Origin of the sequence: Haloferax profundi, from assembly GCF_001469865.1 — an archaeon.
Classification (GTDB): Archaea; Halobacteriota; Halobacteria; order Halobacteriales; family Haloferacaceae; genus Haloferax; species Haloferax profundi.
The window spans coordinates 1-17498 of the sequence record NZ_LOPV01000561.1 but is presented as its reverse complement, the minus strand read 5'-3'; the positions used below and the strand labels follow the sequence as shown (position 1 = coordinate 17498).

The window sequence follows — 17498 nt, the reverse complement described above, 5'->3', positions numbered from 1 at the left end:
CCCTCAAATCCCACCACGTGGTCAAGGTCTTTTTGCATCCTCTCTATTTTGCTGACAGTTCGAAGCGCTCGCACGGCGGAAGGAATTTTCCCTTCGGATACTAACCTCGGCCCATGTCAGACCGGGAGTCTACCGCGACGACCCGCCAACGTATCGCCGACGCCCTCCGTGCCGACCCGGCGACTGCCTCCGAACTCTCGACGAACCTCGGCGTTCCGGCGTCGTCAGTCTACGGCCACCTCCAGCACGTCGCTCGCTCTGTTCAAACCGAGGACGACGAACAATTTCTCGTCGCCCCGCCCGAATGCCGAAACTGTGGATTCAGTGCCTTCGACGACCCGGTGAACTACCCCTCGCGGTGTCCCGAGTGTCGGAGCGAAGGTATCGAAGAAGCAGTCTTCAAAATCGGGTAGCGACCCGACTTACAGTTCGCCCAGTTCGTCGAGGAGCGTCTGTGCCCCTGCTGCCGACGACCCCGGACCGCGCGCCGTGATGAGGTCACCGTCGACGGTCACGCTCGTGTCGGCGTCGAGTTCGGCGTCCCAGACGCCACCGACGGCCTTCACTTCGTCTTCGACCCAGTAGGGCAACTTCCGACCGTCGGGCATCAGGTCGTCGTCGTCGACGATGCCTTCTTCCCACTCGTTCGGGAATCCGGTGACGTTCCGTCCGTCCACGAGGAACGACCCGTCCGCTTCGCGAGTGAACGCGAGGATACCGACGGCGTGGCAGACGACGAGGGCCTTACTCTCGCCACCGGCGACGGCCTGCAAGAGTGCCTGGCGAGCGTGTCGGTCCTGATTGACGTCCCATTCGGTCCCGTGACCGCCGGGGAAGACGACGGCGTCGTACTCGCGAGCGTCGACCCGTGCGAGTTTCTCGGGATTCTGGAGTCGTTCGTCGTTCTCGTGAACCTCCATCACGTGTTCGGCGAGTTCTTCGCCGACGTTCTCTGGGTCGACGGAACGTTCGTCGACGACGGGAACGCCGCCAGTCGGTGTGGCGACGGTGATATCGACACCGGCGTCGCTCAGCGTGGTCAGCGGTTCGATACACTCCTCGCCCCAGTAGCCATGCTCGCTTACGATAAAGAGTGCTGACGTCATCGAACCAGTGTACGGACTGCTCATAAATAGGCATCGGGGAGGCGGAAACCCCGTATGGGTTCTGCGTACCGAGACCGGTGTCGTCTCCAGTCAGTCGTCGTTCGCGGGCGGGTCGATGGGGACGCCCTCGTCGACGAGGTGACACGCGGCGGTCGACCCCTGCGGCGTCGATTCGAGCACTGGATGGGTTTGCTCGCAGACAGTGCTGAACGCATCGTCGAGCGTCCGGCGTGCCGCCTGGTCGTCGCCGGCGACGAGAGCGGAGAGACCGTTCGAGAGGATTGCGTCGGCGTCTGGGTCCGACAGCGTCGCTGGGATGTCGAACTCCCGCCGGAGTTCGCGTTTCACGGCGTCCTCTCCGACTTCTTCGGGTGTTTCTGCGTCCCCTTCTGCCACGAGGAACGTCCGAACGTCGTCGACGTCGACGTCATCGTCGATGCGCAGTCGTAAGTCGAGGACGCGACGCCACTCGGTCTGGTCGAGGTCGAACTGCTCGGGTTGGATGACCTCGGGACACCGGGTGTGGAACCGACACCCTGTTGGTGGGTTCGACGGACTCGGCACGTCGCCCGTGAGTTCGACACGCTGACCTCGCCGCGAGGGGTCCGGCGTCGGAATCGACGAGATGAGTGCCCGCGTGTAGGGGTGCTGCGGGTCTTCGAACAGCGTCTCCGTGTCGGCAACCTCGACGATTTCGCCGAGGTACATCACGGCCACACGGTCGCACACCTCGCGGACGACGCCCAGGTCGTGGCTGATGAACACGATAGCGAGTCCGAACTCGGCCTGCAACTCGCGCATCAGCGAGATAATCTCCGCTTGGATGGAGACGTCCAGCGCCGAGACGGGTTCGTCGGCGACGACGAGGTCCGGGTTGAGGACGAGCGCTCGCGCGAGTGCGATGCGCTGTTTCTGCCCGCCGGAGAACTCGTGTGGATAGCGGTCGAAGTCTGTCGCCGCCAGACCGACACGCTCCAGCAGGTTCTCGACGATTCGACGGCGACGACCCCGGTCACGCATCCCGTGGATGGCGAGAGGTTCGGCCACCGACTCGCCGACGCTCATCCGCGGGTCGAAACTCGACGACGGGTCTTGAAACATCATCTGAGCGCGGCGACGGAAGCGCTTCAGTTCGGTGTCGTCGTAGTCGGTGATGTCCTCGCCGTCGAAGACGACTGCGCCGCCAGTCGGGTCTTCCAACCTGAGGAGCGACGTCGCCGCCGTCGACTTGCCACACCCGGACTCACCGACGAGTCCCAGCGTCTCACCGGCGGCAACGTCGAACGAGATACCGTCGACTGCTTTCACCCGGCCGACTTCCGATTTGAGGACACCCTTCGTAATCGGGTAGTGCTTCGTGAGTTCCCGGACCGACAACAACGGGTCCGGACTCATCGGGCGTCACCCCCAGACGAGTCGTGTCCGTCGTCGGGGTCCGCCACCGCGGCGCCACCGTCGGCCACTCGTGATTCTGAGGCCGACCCACCACGAATCACCGACGAGTCGTACCCGGGACCGTAGTACACACACGCCGCCTCGTGGCCCGCGTCGACAGTGAGCGGTTCCGGGTGGTCGCCGGCTCGACAGTCAGCAGTCGCGTGCGGACACCGTGGGTGGAACCGACACCCTGCGGGTGGTCTCTTCGGGTCGGGGAGCGTGCCACCAATCGGCCGCATCGACTCTCCTTGGCCGGGGAGACAGTCGAGAAGTGCCTGCGTGTACGGATGCGACGGGCGGTCGAACACGTCGTAGACCGAACCGGTCTCCATCACTTTCCCCGCGTACATGACGACGACGCGGTCGGCGATTTCGGCGACGACACCCAGGTCGTGGGTGACGAAGACGATGCTCATGTCGAACTCGTCTTGTAAGTCGTGGAGGAGTCGGAGAATCTGCGCTTGAATCGTCACGTCGAGGGCCGTCGTCGGTTCGTCGGCGATGAGGAGGTCCGGGTCCGCCGACAGCGCCATCGCGATGACGACACGCTGTTTCATACCGCCAGAGAACTCGTGCGGATAATCGTCGATTCGAGCGGTCGCTTCCGGGATTCCAACCCGGTCGAGAAGGTCGATTGCGCGGTCACGCGCGGCCTGTTTCGACACGTCTCTGTGCAGGCGAATCGCTTCGACGATTTGCGCACCGACCGGATAGACCGGGTTGAGTGCGCTCTGTGGATTCTGGAAGACGTGTGCGATTCGACCGCCGCGGATGGATTCGAGGCGTTTCTCCGACGCGTCGGTCAGGTCTTCACCGTCGAACAGAATCTCGCCGTCCGCAATCTCTCCCGGCGGCATCGGGAGGAGTCTCGTGATGGACTCGCAGGCGACAGTCTTGCCGGACCCGGATTCACCGACGACACAGACCGTCTCACCGCGTTTCACGTCGAACGAGACGCCGTCGACGGCGCGGACGACCCCTTCGTCGGTGTTGAACTGGACGTGCAGGTTACGGACGGAGAGGAGTGGGTCGGTCATGCCTCACCCTCCGAACGCGGGTCGAGTGCGTCCCGCAACGCGTCGCCGACGAAGTTGAACGCGAGTACCGTGAAGAACAGGAACACGCCAGGGATAGTCGCAATCCACCACGCGCTATCGAGGTCACCGCGACCGGACGCGATGACTTGCCCCCACGACGGCGTCGACGGGTCGGTCAGACCGAGGAACGCGAACGTCGCTTCGAAGAGGATGAACGACGGGATGAGGAGCGTCGCCGCCGTGATGACCGTATTCGACACGTTCGGCATCAAGTGACGGCGAATTATCCACCCGTCCGACGCCCCGGCATTCTCGGCCGCGCGGATGTACGACTCTTCGCGGCGCTGGAGCGCTTCCGAGCGCACCAGTCGGGCGATGCCACCCCACCCGAGGAAGCCGAATATCGTGATGAGCAAGAAGAGACTCGGCTTGAACAGGTAGGTGACGATGAGGAACAAGAAGAACGTCGGGAACGTCTGCTGGATGTCGACGTAACGCATCAGCACTTCGTCGACGAGGCCAGAGAAGTACGCCGCCGAGGTTCCGACGGCAGTCCCGATACTCACGACGATGAGCATCGTGACCAGTCCGACTTGCATACTCACGCGCATCCCGAAGACCACGAGTTTGGCGATTCCCTTCCCGTCGCTCGTCGTCCCGAGCGGATACTGCCACGTCCCGTGGCACAGTCCGTCTGCACTCTGGCCGACACACGTCGTCGGGACAGTCGAATCGACGCTGAGAAACACTGGCGGTTGGTACGCCGCGAGGACGTTCAACTCTGGTTTCGCCAGCAGCAACGGTCCGAACGTCCCGACGACGAAGACGACGACGAGGTACACCGCGCTCACCACTGCGGCGCGGTTCTTCTTGAACCGTCGCCAGTAGTACGCCGTCAACCGACGATTCTCGACCAGTGGCCAGACGACGAAGAAGACGCCCACGAGGAGCGTGAGGACGAACAACCAGTTCGTCCCCGAGAGGATGGCATCGTCTGTCACGAACACGTCGTAGGCGACGGCGGCGACGTAGGCCAATGCAGTCACGACGAGCACCTGCGTCCGCCGCGGTAAGCCGAGTCCGCCGAGTTCGTCCCACTCCACGTCCTCGAATCGCTCGGATGCGCCCGTGTCAGGTTGCGTATCGGCCGCCATCAGCGGTCACCGTAGTCGATTCGTGGGTCCAACACGGTGTAGGCGATGTCCTGGACGAGGTTGCCGACGATTGCGATGAACACTGGAACGAGCGTCGTCGCCATGACGAGCGCCGTGTCCTGTTGGATGATGGCTCTGTAACTCAACAACCCGAGACCGGGAATCTGGAAGACCACCTCGGTGATGTACGCACCGGCGAAGAGCAAGCCGAGGATGTCGGCGACGAGGATGGTCATCAACGGCACCATCGCCGGTCTGAAGATGTGCCGGACGAGGACGCGCCAGTCGTTCGCGCCCTTCGCCCGCGCCGTCTTCACGAAGTCAGCGTGGACGTACTCCAGCGCTTCGGCGCGGGAGTACCGCATGTTTCCGGCGATTGCTCCCGTCGAGAGGACGACGACGGGTAAGATGAGTTGCTTCGCGTTCGCGAGTGTCCAGACGCCTCTTCCTGTCTGGTAGTAACTGGGCAACCACCCCAAGTCGACGGCGAACACGAGGATAAGCATGATACCGAACCAGAAGTTCGGGATGCTGATACCGAAGAACGCCGTGAACGTCCCGACGTAGTCGGTCAGAGTGTACTGGTGTGTCGCCGAGTAGAGGCCGATGGCGTACCCGAAGACGATGGAGATGAGCGTGGCGGGCACGGCGTACATCAACGAGTAGGGATACGCCGCCGCTATCGCGTCCATCACCGGTTGGTTGCGCGTGAACGACCACCCCCAGTTGAACGTCGCCATGTTGACCATGTAGTTCGAATAGCGCGTCAACAACGGTTCGTCGCGGCCGGTAATCTCGTCGAACGTCTCTCGCGCCTCGTCCACGTCGCCGCCTTCGGTGGCGGCCTGGAACGCGAAGGCTGTCTGGCCGTCACCGGGCGCGACGGCGAGGAGGCCGAAGGTAATCGTCAAGATGAGGTACGTCGCGACCACCGCCCACGCGACGCGGCGGGCGACGTACCAGTGCATACTCATCGGGGACCCTCCACCCTCACTCGAATCCGTAGTCGTTCGACAGGTTGTCGGCGAGTATCTGCTTGGCTTTCGCCGCGCCGTAGTTCTCGCCCACGCCGGTCTTTTCGACCTTCGAATCGTCGAACCACTCGGAGAACTCGGGTTGGTGCGTGTGGGCGACTTCGGCGTACCCACGGTCGATGTTCTCGACGATGGTCTGTTTGTTCACGCCCACAGAGAGTGCGTAGCGGACGTCGCGAGTCCGCAGTTGGTCCCACCCGTTCGCACGCTGGTTGTAGGCAAGAATCGAACAGAACGCGTTCGGTGTCTGGATGACTTTCGTCGATTCGAGGTCCTCGAACTTCTTGGCCTTCGCCGAGGGGATTCCCGTCGCACTGACTTCTCCCGTCTCGAACGCGGAGAGTCGCGTCGATTCCTCGCCGAACACCTGGTACTTGTACTCCTCGAAGTAGGGGGTTCCGTCGTACCCCTCCACGTCGCGGAGGTAGTAGTCGTCGTTGCGCGTGGCGACGAACACCGATTCGCGGTCCCAGCGCTCGAAGGTGTATGGCCCGAGGTTCCCGCCGTAGGTAATCTCTTGAATCTCCGTCGACTGGTTGAGTTGGTTCCCCCCGTCTTCCATGTCGCGGTACTGTTCGACGAGGCCCTTCGGGAGGCAGTACGCACCCCACATGATTGGCTTCAAGACGAACGCTGGGTCGACTTCGGGCAGTTGCACCTCGAAGCTCAGTTCGCCCGTCTTCTCCACCGGGATGGGGTCGCCGCCGCTGAACCAGTCGGACTGGTTCACGTCTCCCGCCCAGTTGTCTTCGGCCTGGTGGACTTCCTGGATGTAGTACACCCAGTCGTCGGCAGTCATCTGGCCGTAGTCTGCGCCCCACTGGAGGTTGTCGCGGAGGGTGAACTCGTAGTTCTGCTTGTCGTCGGTGTCGACGGACTCGACCCACAGGGGGACGACGTTGTTGTCGTTGTCGAGCGTGTACGCGCCGTCTAACGTGAGACCGAGGCGGTTGGCAGACGAGGTGTCGTTGATTCGGATGGGGTTGACCGTCTTCGCGTCCGTCCCCGCCCCGACGTTGTACGCGCCCGTGATAGACGGCGACGCGCCGGACTCACCGCGGAAGTACTGTTGGTAGTTGTAGCCGATACTCGGCCCGGCGTCGATACCCTGAATGTCCTGTTGGAACCCGTTGAGGTCGACCGAGAACTCGTAGAAGTTGACCGGTTGGTCGCGGCTGAGGACGCCGAACACGTTCGCGAGGATTGCCTGTCGCCTCGCGTCGTCCGTCTCTTTGGAGGCCTGGTCCAGCATCCCCGCGATATCCTCACTGGGCCGGTAGCCGTAGAAGTTGACCGTCGACTGCTGGCGTTTCTCTTCGCTCGTCCAGAACGGCCGAATCGCCGTCGGCGTCCGTGGGTACGAGTTGAATCCGATGCCGAGCATGAGGTCCCACTGCTCTTGACTCGTCGATTCGTCGCGCGGCCCCGCGTTGAACGAGGTTCGCTCCTCGCCGTCGTCTGGCGTGTAGGTGTTCTGGGCGTACTTCGACAGCATCGTGTTGAACGGAACGCCCGTCAACTCGACGGCGATACCCATCTTCCCGTACTCCTGTTGCATGAACTGCGCGATGGTCTTGGTCGTCTCGCTACCCGTGCTGTACACCATACTGAGCGAGACTTGTTCGCCGTCGGGACCGACCAACGTGTCGCCGAGGTCCGACGCAGGCGTCTCGGTCGAATCTGACCCACCACCACCGTCACCACTCTCGGTATCCGCCGTCGACGTGCCGTCGTCAGAGCCCTGGGTACACCCTGCGAGTCCGACGACTCCCCCTGCGCCGAGTGTTCGTAACAGTGACCGTCTATCGAAATGTAATTTGTTACCGGATGCCATGCGCTCATGTGATGCCCAGTTATGCAAATAGTCTTCGATTATTATAGAATTGACATGAACAGGGCGACGCCATCCACGTAAACGTCGCAACTGTTCAGTGGTTGGACACGACGTGAGAAGAACCGCGATTCGGTACCGCGTCGACCGGAGTCGCACGCATCGACTCCGTCTGTTAGACGACTGCTGACGAAGCAGTTTGTCGTCTTCAGTCGTCGCCGTGTTCGTCGACGATGACGACTTCGCCGTCTTCGACGGTCACGTTGATGAGTGTCTTGACGTGGTGTTCCGAGTCGTCGAGTTCGTTCGGGCCGGCTTTCTTGATGATGGCCACAGTGTCGACGACGTCGGCACCGATGTGGTCGAGGGCGTCGAGGACGGCCTTCATGGTGCCACCCGTCGAGAGCACGTCGTCGAGGACGAGGACGCGGTCGCCTTCGTTCACGTCGTTGATGAACATGTCTCCCTCGGAGTACCCGGTCTGCTGGTGGAGAGAGACCTCACCATCGAGACCGTACTCGCGCTTTCGGATGACGACGAGTGGGATGTCCGTCATGAGCGAGACGGCGGTCGAGATGTGGATGCCCATCGCCGCCGGGGTGACGATTTTGTCGACGTCTTCGAGGTCAGCCTTGCGGATGATCTTGATGACGATTTCACGGAGGAGTCCGGGTTTCAGCATCGGAACCCCGTCGCTAATCGGGTGCACGAAGTATTCGTAATCGCCTTTTTCGATGATTGGCGCGTCGAGAAGCGACTGCCGCAACTGGTCCATGTCGCCCGTTCCCCGGGTTAGGCATAAAATGTGGCGGTTCGCGGTCCGTCGGGTACGCAAACACACGATAGGCGGTACCGACTGTCACGCGACGACGGTAGCGTTCCGTCACGTATCGTAGCCACACCTCTCCGTTCGGACCCGCCGGTAAATCGGAACACCAGCGTTGCGACTCGCGGGTGCAGACAGTCCTCGGGGAGACTCCCCGAGGGTCGTTACATTCCGCCGAGAAGGTTCGACGCCGTCCGAACGAGTGGTTCGACCGGTTCGTCGGTGTCGACGAAGAGCAACATACCACGTCCCCCGCAGTACACCTGCAAGACACCGTGGTCGTCTCGCTCTTCGAATCGGTACTCGACGCTGTTTTGGACCGGACTGAGTCCCGAGAACAGTCCGCGTTCCATGAACTCCCTTCGTGTCTCTTCGGCGAGGTCACTCAGATGTGCGACGAGTTCGTCACGACTGCCGAACGATTCGCGAACTGACTCTCCCACGTGGAAGAGGTCGAACGCCGTCGCCCCGTAGACGGCGACCAGTGAGACAGCCCCCTCAGACGTCTCACGAATCGCGTCCATCGCGACGTCGCTCATTGGCCCCGGTCCGTTGACGGATGCCATCCGTGCCGGGTCGATTATCACGCGTTCCCCCCCACGCCCTGACGCTGCGCGTCTCCCTGCCCGGAGCGCGCGTCTGGACCTGTCATGAATTCCTGATTGTCAGATGTTGTTATAAATTTGGGGGTGGAATTCGTGGCGATGAAAATCGACCGAGTACTCATCGCCTCCCAGAAATCTCACCGGAGGTACTGTGACGTCGACGAACGTCTGAGCGCCAGCACCCGACCACAGTTACAACTACATCATGGCAACAAATTCACGCATACTCGGTGGAGCACGCGTGGGCCACGTCGTCGCCGAACGACTCGAAGAAGACTACGAACACGTCACCTTCGTCGATGAACACCAGTCCGCTGTCGAACGGGCCTCCCAAAGCGGCATCGACACGCAGAGTGCCGAATTTGAACGACAGACCGAAGTGCCCGATGGCGAGTTCGACGTCCCGATAGACTGCGGCACACGGGCCGGTCCAGAGGTCACGGGCCGCCCAACGCGTCTCCAGTGTCGAATCCGAGTGATGTCCCGCAATTGTGACCGACCTTTCGACTGCAAACCGGTGGGTTCGCCGACCGATAGCGGAAAGGGTTTTGCTTGGCTTTCGTAAGTGACTGATAGTACTTATGCGCCAGTATCGAAATTCGGTGAGAATTGTCCTGCAACGCCTCGGAGGTGGGTGATGTCCGAGTCCAGTGCACGCATTCTCGTTCCCGTCGGAGAGTCGTCGACCTTCCGGAATACCGTTGCGTACGCGGTCCGTGAAGCACGGCGAGTCGCCTCCGAAACGGGCGAAGAGGCGACGGTCCACTTCGTCTACCCGGTCCGTTGGCAACTCGTCGACGAGAGAGAACAGTCTGTCGCCGAGGAAGTCGCCGAGACACTCGACAAGGCCCGCGTCTGGGCGACTGACGACCTCGACTACGACGACGACGGCGAACTCGCCAGCGAGGACGTTCCTGTTTCGATTGAGACCGCGGTAATCGGTGAAGACAGGTACCTGTTTTCGCCCGGCGACTTCGCGACGGTCCTCCTGGACTACGCCGCTGACCGAGAACTCGACCGAATCATCGTCGACCCGGAGTACCGTCCGGGAGGAAGTGCACCGATGCTCCAACCGCTCGAACTCGAACTCGCTCGGTCTGACCTGCTCGTCGAGGAAGCGCCGGTCGAGCGCGTCGTCGAACGTAGCCGTCTTCCGAGTCGAGCGAACGTCTCGAAAGCGGTGACGATGTTCGCCGGTTCGTTCACGTTCTATCTCTTACTCGCCGGTGTCTTCGACACGTTCAACCTCGTGACCGGTGCAGTCTCCGCCGGTATCGTAACGGCGGTGTTTTCGCGCATCACGTTCGTGAACACACCGGATGCGTCCAGATTCGTCGTCCGGACCGTTCGGTTTCTCCTCTACGTCCCGTATCTCCTGTGGGAGATTCTGAAAGCCAACCTCTCTGTGGCCTACATCATCCTTCACCCGGACCTCCCCATCGAACCGGAGATGCAACGGTTCCGAGCGGCTATCTGGGGCGACCTGTCGGTGACGACGCTCGCCAACAGCATCACGCTCACGCCCGGTACCCTGACAGTCGACATGGAGCGAGACAGTTTAGTCATCCACTCGCTCACGCAATCGTCCCGCGACGGCCTCGAAGAGGGGGCGCTCGAACGCGCCGTCAGGTTCGTCTTCTACGGCCGGTCGGCAGCGCGCCTCCCGTCACCTGCCGAGCGCGGGGCGATTAGTTCGCTCCCGACGACGGACGACACGGAGGAGGACGCCTGATGGCACTCGAACAGATGTCGACGTTCGAGACACTCCTCCTCGGCGCTGCGGGAGCCTTCGCCGCGTTCGCAGTCGCCCTCCTCTACCGCGTGGTTCGCGGACCGACCATGGAAGACCGCGTCATCGCCATCAACGCCATCGGGACGAGTACGGTGGTCATTCTGGTGCTCGTGGCCGCGGCGCTCGACCTCCCGGGCTACCTCGACATCGCACTCGTCTACGCACTGTTGAACTTCCTGGCGAGTATCGCCATCTCCAAGTTCATCGTCGAACGCGGGGGGGTGCTCTGAGATGACGCCGCTGGAATACGCCGTCGTCGGTCTCGTCCTCGTCGGACTGTTCTTCAGTTTCGTCGCAGTCGTCGGCATCATCCGTCTGCCCGACCTCTACACCCGCGCCCACGCGACGTCGAAGAGCGATACGCTCGGGACGGTGCTCTCGCTCGGTGGCGTCGCCCTGCTGTTCGGCGCGGAGGTCTCCGGTGTGAAGACCGTCCTCCTCCTGTTGTTTATGTTGATTACCAACCCCACGGCAGCCCACGCCATCGCACGGGCGGCCCACGACCAAGGCATCGAACCGTGGACGAAAAGCGACGAGGAGGGTGAGTGACGTGCAGCTTCCAGTCATCGCGATATTGCTCACCTTCGTCGTCTGTGCGGCACTCGCGGCCGCGTTCCTCCGTGACATCCTCAGCGCGATAATCGCGTTCGCAGGGTTCAGTTTTGGCGTCTCAATCGTCTACATCCTCCTGCGTGCACCCGACGTGGCACTCACCGAGGCCGCAGTTGGGGCCGGCGTCACGACGGTCCTGTTCCTCCTGACCATCGTTCGGACGGTCCGCCCCGGCGGCGACCGCCTCTTCGAACGAATCAAGGTGGTTCCTGCGCTTCTCGCCACCGGCCTCGTCGCCGTGTTGCTCACGACGATGCGGTCGCTCCCACGCGTCGGTGACCCCAACTCGCCGGTCGCGACCTCTGAGATAACCCGGTACTACCTCGAAAACGCGTACCCCCAGACCGAGGTCGAAAACGTCGTCACGGCCATCTTGGCCGCCTACCGTGGGTTCGACACGCTCGGTGAAGCAGCGGTGGTCTTGGCCGCCGGCGTCGCCGTGCTGGTCGTCCTCCGCAAGGAGGTGTACGTATGAGCTCGGTCGACCGCCCCGTCCGCGCGTACGTCGAAAGTACCATCATCATGACGACGGCCCGAATCGTCAGTCCGTTCGTGTTTACTTTCGGACTGTTCGTCATGTTCCACGGGGCGGAGTCCGCTGGCGGAGGGTTCCAGGGTGGTGCCATCGTCGCGTCGAGCATCATCGTGGTCGCGTTCGCGTTCGGTATCGAGCCGACGCGACAGTGGCTCGACGATAGCATCTTCCGACTCCTCATCGCTGGCGGTGCCGCCGCCTTCGCGCTCATCGGTCTCGGGGCCATGGCGCTCGGCGGCGCGTTCCTCGAGTACGCCGTCTACAACATCAGCCACGGCGTGAAGTATGGTATCGAACTCGTCGAACTCGGTATCGGGGCCACCGTCGCCGGGGTCATCGTCTCGCTGTTCATGAACCTCGCCGCCGGGCTCACCAATGACGCCGACGGGGGTGACGAGACGTGATAGACCTCCTCACCACTCACTACAACTACGTCGTGAGTGTCCTCCTGTTCGGCATCGGCCTCTACGTCGTCATGGGGAGTGACAACCTCGTCAAAAAGGTCATCGGCATGAATATCTTCCAGGTCGGTATCTTCCTGTTTTTCGTCACCATCGGCTACGTCGACGGTGGCGTACCACCGGTCGTCGGACACGGACAGACGACGTTCGTAAGTCCGCTTCCACACGTCCTCATCCTGACGGCGATTGTCGTCGGGGTGAGTCTGACGGCCGTCGCACTCGCGCTCATCATCCGCATCTACAATGGCTACGGAACCCTCGACGAATCTGTCATCAAGGAGGTACAGGTAGATGACTGACGCGCTCGTTCTCCTCGTCGTCGTCCCTATCGTCGCGTCGTTGCTTCCGGTCCTCCTCGGGGGACGCTTCGACCGACTCGGGTGGTACGTCGCGGCCGCGATGGGCGTCGTCCACCTCGCCCTCTCTGCGACAGTGGCGGCGCTCGTCATCGACACGGGGCGAATCTCCTACGCAGTCGGCGGGTTCGAACCACCGTTCGGTATCGAACTCGTCGCCGACGGAATCTCGGCACCGCTCTTGGTGCTCGTCTCGCTGTCGACGCTCGGCGTGTTGGCCTACGCACGACGTGCAGGGCCGCACTCGAACGCGTTCTACAGCGAACTTTCACTGCTCACGGCGGGTATCTCCGGTGTCTTCGCCACTGCTGACGTGTTCAACCTCTACGTCTTCCTCGAGATTACCGGCCTCGCGACGTACGCACTCGTCGCCTGTGGTCGTTCCCCGAGAGCCGCGCTGGCGAGCCTCAAATATCTGTTCGTCGGTACCATCGGCGCGTCGCTGTACCTGCTGGGCGTCGGCTACCTCTACATCACGACCGGAACGCTGAACATGGCCGACCTCGCTGTCGCCATCGACTCGGTCGGCTACACGTCGCCGGCGGTGTTGGCGAGTTTCGGCCTCATCGTCACGGGGCTCTTGGTCAAAGTCGCACTCTTCCCGCTGCACACGTGGCAGCCTGGTGCGTACGCAGAGTCACCCGACACGGTCAGTGCGTACATCTCCGCGCTCGTGTCGACAGCGGCCGCGTACGCGCTGATTCGACTCATCTTCGGCGTCTACACGACCGGCTTCCTCGACGCTGTCCCGCTCGTGACGGACGTACTCGTCGCGCTTGCGTCGGTGAGCATCGTCGTCGGAGCGGCACTCGCCGTCATGCAGTCCGACCTCAAGCGAATGCTCGCGTACTCGTCGGTCTCACAGTTCGGTCTCATCATCGCCGCAATCGGTATCGCGAACGAGACGGCGCTCGTCGGCGCGGTGGTTCACCTCGTTGGCCACGCCGTGATGAAAGGCGGACTCTTCCTCGCCGTCGGAGTCTTCACCGTCGCGTTCGGCGTCCGCAACGTCGACGACTTCGCTGGACTCGCCGGGCGCGCCCCGGTCGTGAGTGCGGCGTTCGCGGTGCTCGCCTTCTCGATGGTCGGTATCCCGCCCGCCGTCGGGTTCGTCGGAAAGTGGAACATCGTCGTCGGCGCCGTCGAAGCGGGTAGGTGGTCGGTCGCTGTCGTCGTCGTGGTGAGTACGCTCCTCACGCTCGCGTACTTCGGTCGGGTGATAGAACGGATGTACTTCACCGCGCCCGCGACCCTCGGCGACACAGAGGGGGCCGCCGTCTCGACCGACGGCGGCGACAACGTCACCGAGGCGTCGGTCGGAATGCGCTCCGTCGTCGTTCTTGCGGCCGTCGGCACGGTCGTCCTCGGATTCGTCGGGTCTGAACTCATCAACGTCATCCAGCCGGCACTGGAGGCATATTTCTAATGACAGATATTCAGTCACTGCGACCGCTCGCGGCGGTGTTGTCCGCAGCGGTCGGTATCGTCGGAATCGTGGTATTGAGACGCAACCCAAACATCCGTGAGAGCGCCACGCTCCTCTCGGCAGCCTCGACGCTCGCAATCGTCGCGAGTATGGTTCCGGGTGTCATCGGGGGAACGACCTACGTCACCGACCTCGGGACGTTCGTCCCCGGCGTGCGGTTCGTCCTGCAAGCCGACCCGCTCGGGATGATATTCGGATTCCTCGCGAGCACCCTTTGGCTCGTCACGAGCTTCTACAGCATCGGGTACATGCGCGGACTGGACGAACACGACCAGACGCGGTACTTCGCCGCATTCGCGGGCAGTGTGAGCGCGGCGCTGGGCGTCGCGTTCGCCTCGAACCTCATCGTCCTGTACGTCTTCTACGAGCTGTTGACTGTCGCGACCTACCCGCTCGTCACCCACGACGAGACCGACGAAGCCAGGAAGGCCGGTCGGAAGTACCTTGCGTACACCTTCGGTGGCGGCGTCGCCGCCCTCGCGGGCACTGCCATCGTCTTCTGGACGACCGGAACTGTCGAGTTCTCCGCCGGCGGCATCGCCGCGCTCGCGACCGCCGACCCCGTGCTCGCTCGCGCGGCCTTCGGCCTGCTCGTCGCCGGATTCGGCGTGAAAGCGGCACTCATGCCCGTCCACTCGTGGCTCCCCGATGCGATGGTCGCTCCGACGCCTGTGTCGGGACTGCTCCACGCGGTGGCCGTCGTGAAGAGTGGGGTCTTCGGCATCGCTCGCGTCATCCTGGACGTCTACGGGCCTGTGACGGTCGGCGAGCTCGGTGTCGGACTCCCGCTCGCAGCGGTGGCGGCGTTCACCATCGTCACCGCGAGCGTCATCGCCCTCCGACAGGACAACCTCAAACGGCGACTGGCATACTCGACCATTAGCCAGCTGTCGTACATCGTCCTCGGCCTCGCGTTACTCTCGCCGGCGGCACTCGTCGGCGGCCTCCTCCACATCCCCGCCCACGCGTTCATGAAGCTCACGCTGTTCTTCTGTGCGGGTGCGATACACGTCGAGACGCACACCGACGACATCAGCGACATGGCCGGTATCGGCAGACGGATGCCACTGACGATGATTGCGTTCACCATCGCGAGCCTCGGGATGGCCGGCCTCCCGCTCGTCGCCGGGTTCGTCAGCAAGTGGTACCTGCTCATCGGCAGTATCGACGCCGGCCAGACCGTCTTCGTGTTCGTCCTGCTGGCGTCGGGCCTGTTGAACATCGGCTACTTCTGGCCGATTATCTACCAGGCGTTCTTCCAGACGCCCGACGACAGTGACGCGAAACCCCTCATAGAATTCCCCATCGGTGGGGTTTCCGCCCGCACAGACGGGGGGACGAAACGGCCGGCCGCCGGAGACGAAGACCGGTACGCCGTCGACCGAAACCCCAGTGACCACATCACCGACGCGGACGCCGACGTAGCGGCACACGCTGCCACCGACGCTGACGACCACTCTGACGACCACCACCACGGTGGCCCGCCCGAAGGTGGCTGGGAGCGTCGTCGAATCGGGACCGAGAGCACCTGGTTCATGATGGCTCCGATAGCGACGGCGGCGGCGGGGGCAGTCGTCCTCGGCATCGTGCCGTACTCGGCCGTCTTCCTCGCACTCGTCCAGCGAGTCGTTGCCGACGTGACGGGGGTGGTGTTCTGATGTCGACCGTGACGACACTCCTTCCGCCGGCGTTCGTCGTGTTGGCCGTCGCGCTCGTCATGCCGTTCGTCTCACGACGCGTGGGCCACGCGCTCGGCGTCCTCGCGACGGGCGGTGTCGCAGTCTGGTCGTTGCTCGCACCCGCCGGTGTCCACCTCCCGGTCAGCTTCCTCGGCTTCGACGCCGTGTTGTTCAACGTCGACGACTTCTCCCGGTTGATGGGCATCATCTTCGGTCTCATCGGCGCGGCGGCCGTCCTCTACTCGTACTCATCGGAGGCGAGAAACATCCAGACGGCGTACGCGCTGGGCTACGTCGGGACGAGCCTCGGCACCGTCTTCGCGGGGGATTGGCTCACCATGGTGTTCTTCTGGGAACTCATGGCGGTCACGAGCACGCTCCTCGTGTGGGACTACGGTGGAAAGGCGGTTCGTGCCGGGTACCGGTACGCCATCGCTCACGGTCTCGGTGGGAGTCTGTTCATGGGCGCGATCGTCTGGCAGTACGTCGAAGTCGGGTCGTTCCTCTTTTCTGCGACCGACGGCATCGTCCCCGGTATTCCCGCTGCCCTCGCGGCCGTGGGTATCGGGGTCAACGTCGGCTACGTCGGGTTGCACACGTGGCTCCCCGATACCTACCCGCGGCCGCACTTCGCCGCGAGCGTCTTCCTCTCGGTGTACACGACGAAGACGGGCGTCTACGGCCTCGCGCGAGCGTTCCCCGACGGGAATCTCGCCATCGCGTACATGGGGACGGCGATGGCCGTCCTCGGCGTCTTCTACGCACTCTTGCAGAACGACATGCGGCGACTCCTGTCGTACCACATCCAGTCGCAGGTCGGCTACATGGTCGCAGGCGTCGGTATCGGGACTGCCCTCGCCACCGCGGGGGCGTTCGCGCACGTCTACAACCACATCCTCTACAAGGCGCTGTTGTTCATGACCGCCGGTGTCGTCCTCTCACGCACCGGCGAGGAGAACCTGAAGTACCTCGGGAACCTCCGCGGTGCGCTCCCCGTGACGGCGCTCGCGTTCACCATCGCCGCGCTGTCAATTAGTGGCTTCCCCGGGTTCAACGGGTTCGTGAGTAAAGGGATGATTACTGCCGCCGCGCACAAGAAGCACTACGACGGCATCTTCTACCTCCTCCTCGCCGGCGGTGTCGGGACGTTCATGTCGTTCATCAAGTTCGGCTACTACGCGTTCGTCCGCGACACCGACCGCGATTGGTCGCTCGACCGCGCCAACGTCGGCCAGGCAGTCCCGATGCTCGGCGTCGCCGCACTGTGTGTCCTCTTCGGTGTCTACCCGGACGCACTGTTCGAAATTCTCCCCGGGAGCACTGTCGACGCGCACCCATTCACCATCAGTCACCTCACTGAAGGGTTCGTACTCGCCGTCTTGGGCATCGTGGGCTTCGCAGTGGTGAAAAAGCCGCTCTCGAAGGTCGGAGACGTCCCGGACGTCGACGCCGTGTTGAACCCTGCCGTGTTCTACGGAACCCGCCTGCTCGTTCGTGGTGTTACCGACCTCTTTGCGGCCGTCGACCGCGTCGTCTCTGGAGCGTCG

19 protein-coding genes are annotated in these 17498 nt (G+C 62.9%); 11 read left to right on the top strand and 8 right to left on the bottom strand.

Annotated features, from left to right (window positions below):
- Positions 1-113: 113 nt before the first annotated feature.
- Positions 114-413, top strand: coding sequence for a transcriptional regulator (locus tag AUR66_RS16870; protein WP_058573356.1), 300 nt, complete (start codon positions 114-116; stop codon positions 411-413).
- A gap of 9 nt (positions 414-422) precedes the next feature.
- Here the strand turns inward: AUR66_RS16870 and AUR66_RS16865 are convergent, their stop codons facing one another.
- The 8 genes from AUR66_RS16865 to AUR66_RS16830 form a co-directional block, all read right to left on the bottom strand.
- Positions 423-1106 carry a type 1 glutamine amidotransferase domain-containing protein gene (locus tag AUR66_RS16865; protein ID WP_058573367.1) on the bottom strand — a complete coding sequence of 228 codons (684 nt, stop codon included), beginning with the start codon at positions 1104-1106 and terminating at the stop codon, positions 423-425.
- Positions 1107-1196: 90 nt separating this feature from the next.
- Positions 1197-2501: an ABC transporter ATP-binding protein gene (locus AUR66_RS16860; RefSeq protein WP_058573355.1), complete on the bottom strand. Its 1305-nt coding sequence runs from the start codon at positions 2499-2501 to the stop codon at positions 1197-1199.
- Complete coding sequence (locus AUR66_RS16855; RefSeq protein ID WP_058573354.1) at positions 2498-3580, bottom strand: ABC transporter ATP-binding protein; 1083 nt, start codon at positions 3578-3580, stop codon at positions 2498-2500. Before AUR66_RS16855 ends, AUR66_RS16860 begins: the two co-directional genes overlap by 4 nt.
- The gene (locus AUR66_RS16850) at positions 3577-4734 is read right to left on the bottom strand and encodes an ABC transporter permease (protein ID WP_058573353.1); all 1158 of its coding nucleotides are present in this window, start codon (positions 4732-4734) and stop codon (positions 3577-3579) included. The genes AUR66_RS16855 and AUR66_RS16850 overlap by 4 nt, the downstream gene beginning before the upstream one ends.
- A complete protein-coding gene (locus AUR66_RS16845) occupies positions 4734-5708 on the bottom strand; it encodes an ABC transporter permease (RefSeq protein ID WP_058573352.1) in 975 nt (324 codons plus the stop codon). The genes AUR66_RS16850 and AUR66_RS16845 overlap by 1 nt, the downstream gene beginning before the upstream one ends.
- 16 nt (positions 5709-5724) lie before the next feature.
- The gene (locus tag AUR66_RS16840; RefSeq protein WP_058573351.1) at positions 5725-7602 is read right to left on the bottom strand and encodes an ABC transporter substrate-binding protein; all 1878 of its coding nucleotides are present in this window, start codon (positions 7600-7602) and stop codon (positions 5725-5727) included.
- Positions 7603-7807: 205 nt separating this feature from the next.
- Positions 7808-8374, bottom strand: coding sequence for a hypoxanthine/guanine phosphoribosyltransferase (gene hpt, locus AUR66_RS16835; RefSeq protein ID WP_058573350.1), 567 nt, complete (start codon positions 8372-8374; stop codon positions 7808-7810).
- 215 nt (positions 8375-8589) lie between these two features.
- A complete protein-coding gene (locus AUR66_RS16830) occupies positions 8590-8991 on the bottom strand; it encodes a hypothetical protein (protein ID WP_058573349.1) in 402 nt (133 codons plus the stop codon).
- Between the two features lie 280 nt (positions 8992-9271).
- On the opposite strand from AUR66_RS16830, the gene AUR66_RS16825 reads away from it, so the two are divergent.
- The 10 genes from AUR66_RS16825 to AUR66_RS16780 all read left to right on the top strand — a co-directional run.
- A complete protein-coding gene (locus AUR66_RS16825) occupies positions 9272-9595 on the top strand; it encodes a hypothetical protein (protein ID WP_157533192.1) in 324 nt (107 codons plus the stop codon).
- A gap of 72 nt (positions 9596-9667) precedes the next feature.
- Positions 9668-10762, top strand: coding sequence for a monovalent cation/H+ antiporter subunit E (locus tag AUR66_RS16820; RefSeq protein ID WP_058573347.1), 1095 nt, complete (start codon positions 9668-9670; stop codon positions 10760-10762).
- Positions 10762-11052 (top strand): cation:proton antiporter, encoded by a 291-nt coding sequence (locus AUR66_RS16815; protein ID WP_058573346.1) that lies wholly within the window; start codon positions 10762-10764, stop codon positions 11050-11052. The genes AUR66_RS16820 and AUR66_RS16815 overlap by 1 nt, the downstream gene beginning before the upstream one ends.
- A gap of 1 nt (position 11053) precedes the next feature.
- Positions 11054-11371, top strand: a complete 318-nt coding sequence (mnhG, locus tag AUR66_RS16810) for a monovalent cation/H(+) antiporter subunit G (RefSeq protein WP_058573345.1) — start codon at positions 11054-11056, stop codon at positions 11369-11371.
- Positions 11364-11909 carry a DUF4040 domain-containing protein gene (locus tag AUR66_RS16805; protein WP_058573344.1) on the top strand — a complete coding sequence of 182 codons (546 nt, stop codon included), beginning with the start codon at positions 11364-11366 and terminating at the stop codon, positions 11907-11909. Before mnhG ends, AUR66_RS16805 begins: the two co-directional genes overlap by 8 nt.
- Positions 11906-12373, top strand: a complete 468-nt coding sequence (locus AUR66_RS16800; RefSeq protein WP_058573343.1) for an MnhB domain-containing protein — start codon at positions 11906-11908, stop codon at positions 12371-12373. The genes AUR66_RS16805 and AUR66_RS16800 overlap by 4 nt, the downstream gene beginning before the upstream one ends.
- Entirely contained in the window at positions 12370-12729 is a 360-nt protein-coding gene (locus tag AUR66_RS16795) for a cation:proton antiporter subunit C (RefSeq protein WP_058573342.1), read from the top strand. Before AUR66_RS16800 ends, AUR66_RS16795 begins: the two co-directional genes overlap by 4 nt.
- Positions 12722-14212, top strand: a complete 1491-nt coding sequence (locus AUR66_RS16790; RefSeq protein ID WP_058573341.1) for a monovalent cation/H+ antiporter subunit D family protein — start codon at positions 12722-12724, stop codon at positions 14210-14212. The genes AUR66_RS16795 and AUR66_RS16790 overlap by 8 nt, the downstream gene beginning before the upstream one ends.
- Entirely contained in the window at positions 14212-15930 is a 1719-nt protein-coding gene (locus AUR66_RS16785; protein ID WP_058573340.1) for a cation:proton antiporter, read from the top strand. Before AUR66_RS16790 ends, AUR66_RS16785 begins: the two co-directional genes overlap by 1 nt.
- Positions 15930-17498 (top strand): Na(+)/H(+) antiporter subunit D (locus AUR66_RS16780; protein WP_058573339.1); only part of this gene is annotated, 1569 nt, incomplete at its 3' end. The genes AUR66_RS16785 and AUR66_RS16780, both read left to right, overlap by 1 nt.

What these genes read in the sequence shown, in the direction of transcription:
- AUR66_RS16870 (WP_058573356.1), top strand. Translation starts at nt 114, where the DNA reads ATGTCAGACCGGGAGTCTACCGCGACGACCCGCCAACGTATCGCCGAC.
- AUR66_RS16865 (WP_058573367.1), bottom strand. Translation starts at nt 1,106, where the DNA reads ATGACGTCAGCACTCTTTATCGTAAGCGAGCATGGCTACTGGGGCGAG.
- AUR66_RS16860 (WP_058573355.1), bottom strand. Translation starts at nt 2,501, where the DNA reads ATGAGTCCGGACCCGTTGTTGTCGGTCCGGGAACTCACGAAGCACTAC.
- AUR66_RS16855 (WP_058573354.1), bottom strand. Translation starts at nt 3,580, where the DNA reads ATGACCGACCCACTCCTCTCCGTCCGTAACCTGCACGTCCAGTTCAAC.
- AUR66_RS16850 (WP_058573353.1), bottom strand. Translation starts at nt 4,734, where the DNA reads ATGGCGGCCGATACGCAACCTGACACGGGCGCATCCGAGCGATTCGAG.
- AUR66_RS16845 (WP_058573352.1), bottom strand. Translation starts at nt 5,708, where the DNA reads ATGAGTATGCACTGGTACGTCGCCCGCCGCGTCGCGTGGGCGGTGGTC.
- AUR66_RS16840 (WP_058573351.1), bottom strand. Translation starts at nt 7,602, where the DNA reads ATGGCATCCGGTAACAAATTACATTTCGATAGACGGTCACTGTTACGA.
- hpt (WP_058573350.1), bottom strand. Translation starts at nt 8,374, where the DNA reads ATGGACCAGTTGCGGCAGTCGCTTCTCGACGCGCCAATCATCGAAAAA.
- AUR66_RS16830 (WP_058573349.1), bottom strand. Translation starts at nt 8,991, where the DNA reads ATGGCATCCGTCAACGGACCGGGGCCAATGAGCGACGTCGCGATGGAC.
- AUR66_RS16820 (WP_058573347.1), top strand. Translation starts at nt 9,668, where the DNA reads ATGTCCGAGTCCAGTGCACGCATTCTCGTTCCCGTCGGAGAGTCGTCG.
- AUR66_RS16815 (WP_058573346.1), top strand. Translation starts at nt 10,762, where the DNA reads ATGGCACTCGAACAGATGTCGACGTTCGAGACACTCCTCCTCGGCGCT.
- mnhG (WP_058573345.1), top strand. Translation starts at nt 11,054, where the DNA reads ATGACGCCGCTGGAATACGCCGTCGTCGGTCTCGTCCTCGTCGGACTG.
- AUR66_RS16800 (WP_058573343.1), top strand. Translation starts at nt 11,906, where the DNA reads ATGAGCTCGGTCGACCGCCCCGTCCGCGCGTACGTCGAAAGTACCATC.
- AUR66_RS16790 (WP_058573341.1), top strand. Translation starts at nt 12,722, where the DNA reads ATGACTGACGCGCTCGTTCTCCTCGTCGTCGTCCCTATCGTCGCGTCG.
- AUR66_RS16785 (WP_058573340.1), top strand. Translation starts at nt 14,212, where the DNA reads ATGACAGATATTCAGTCACTGCGACCGCTCGCGGCGGTGTTGTCCGCA.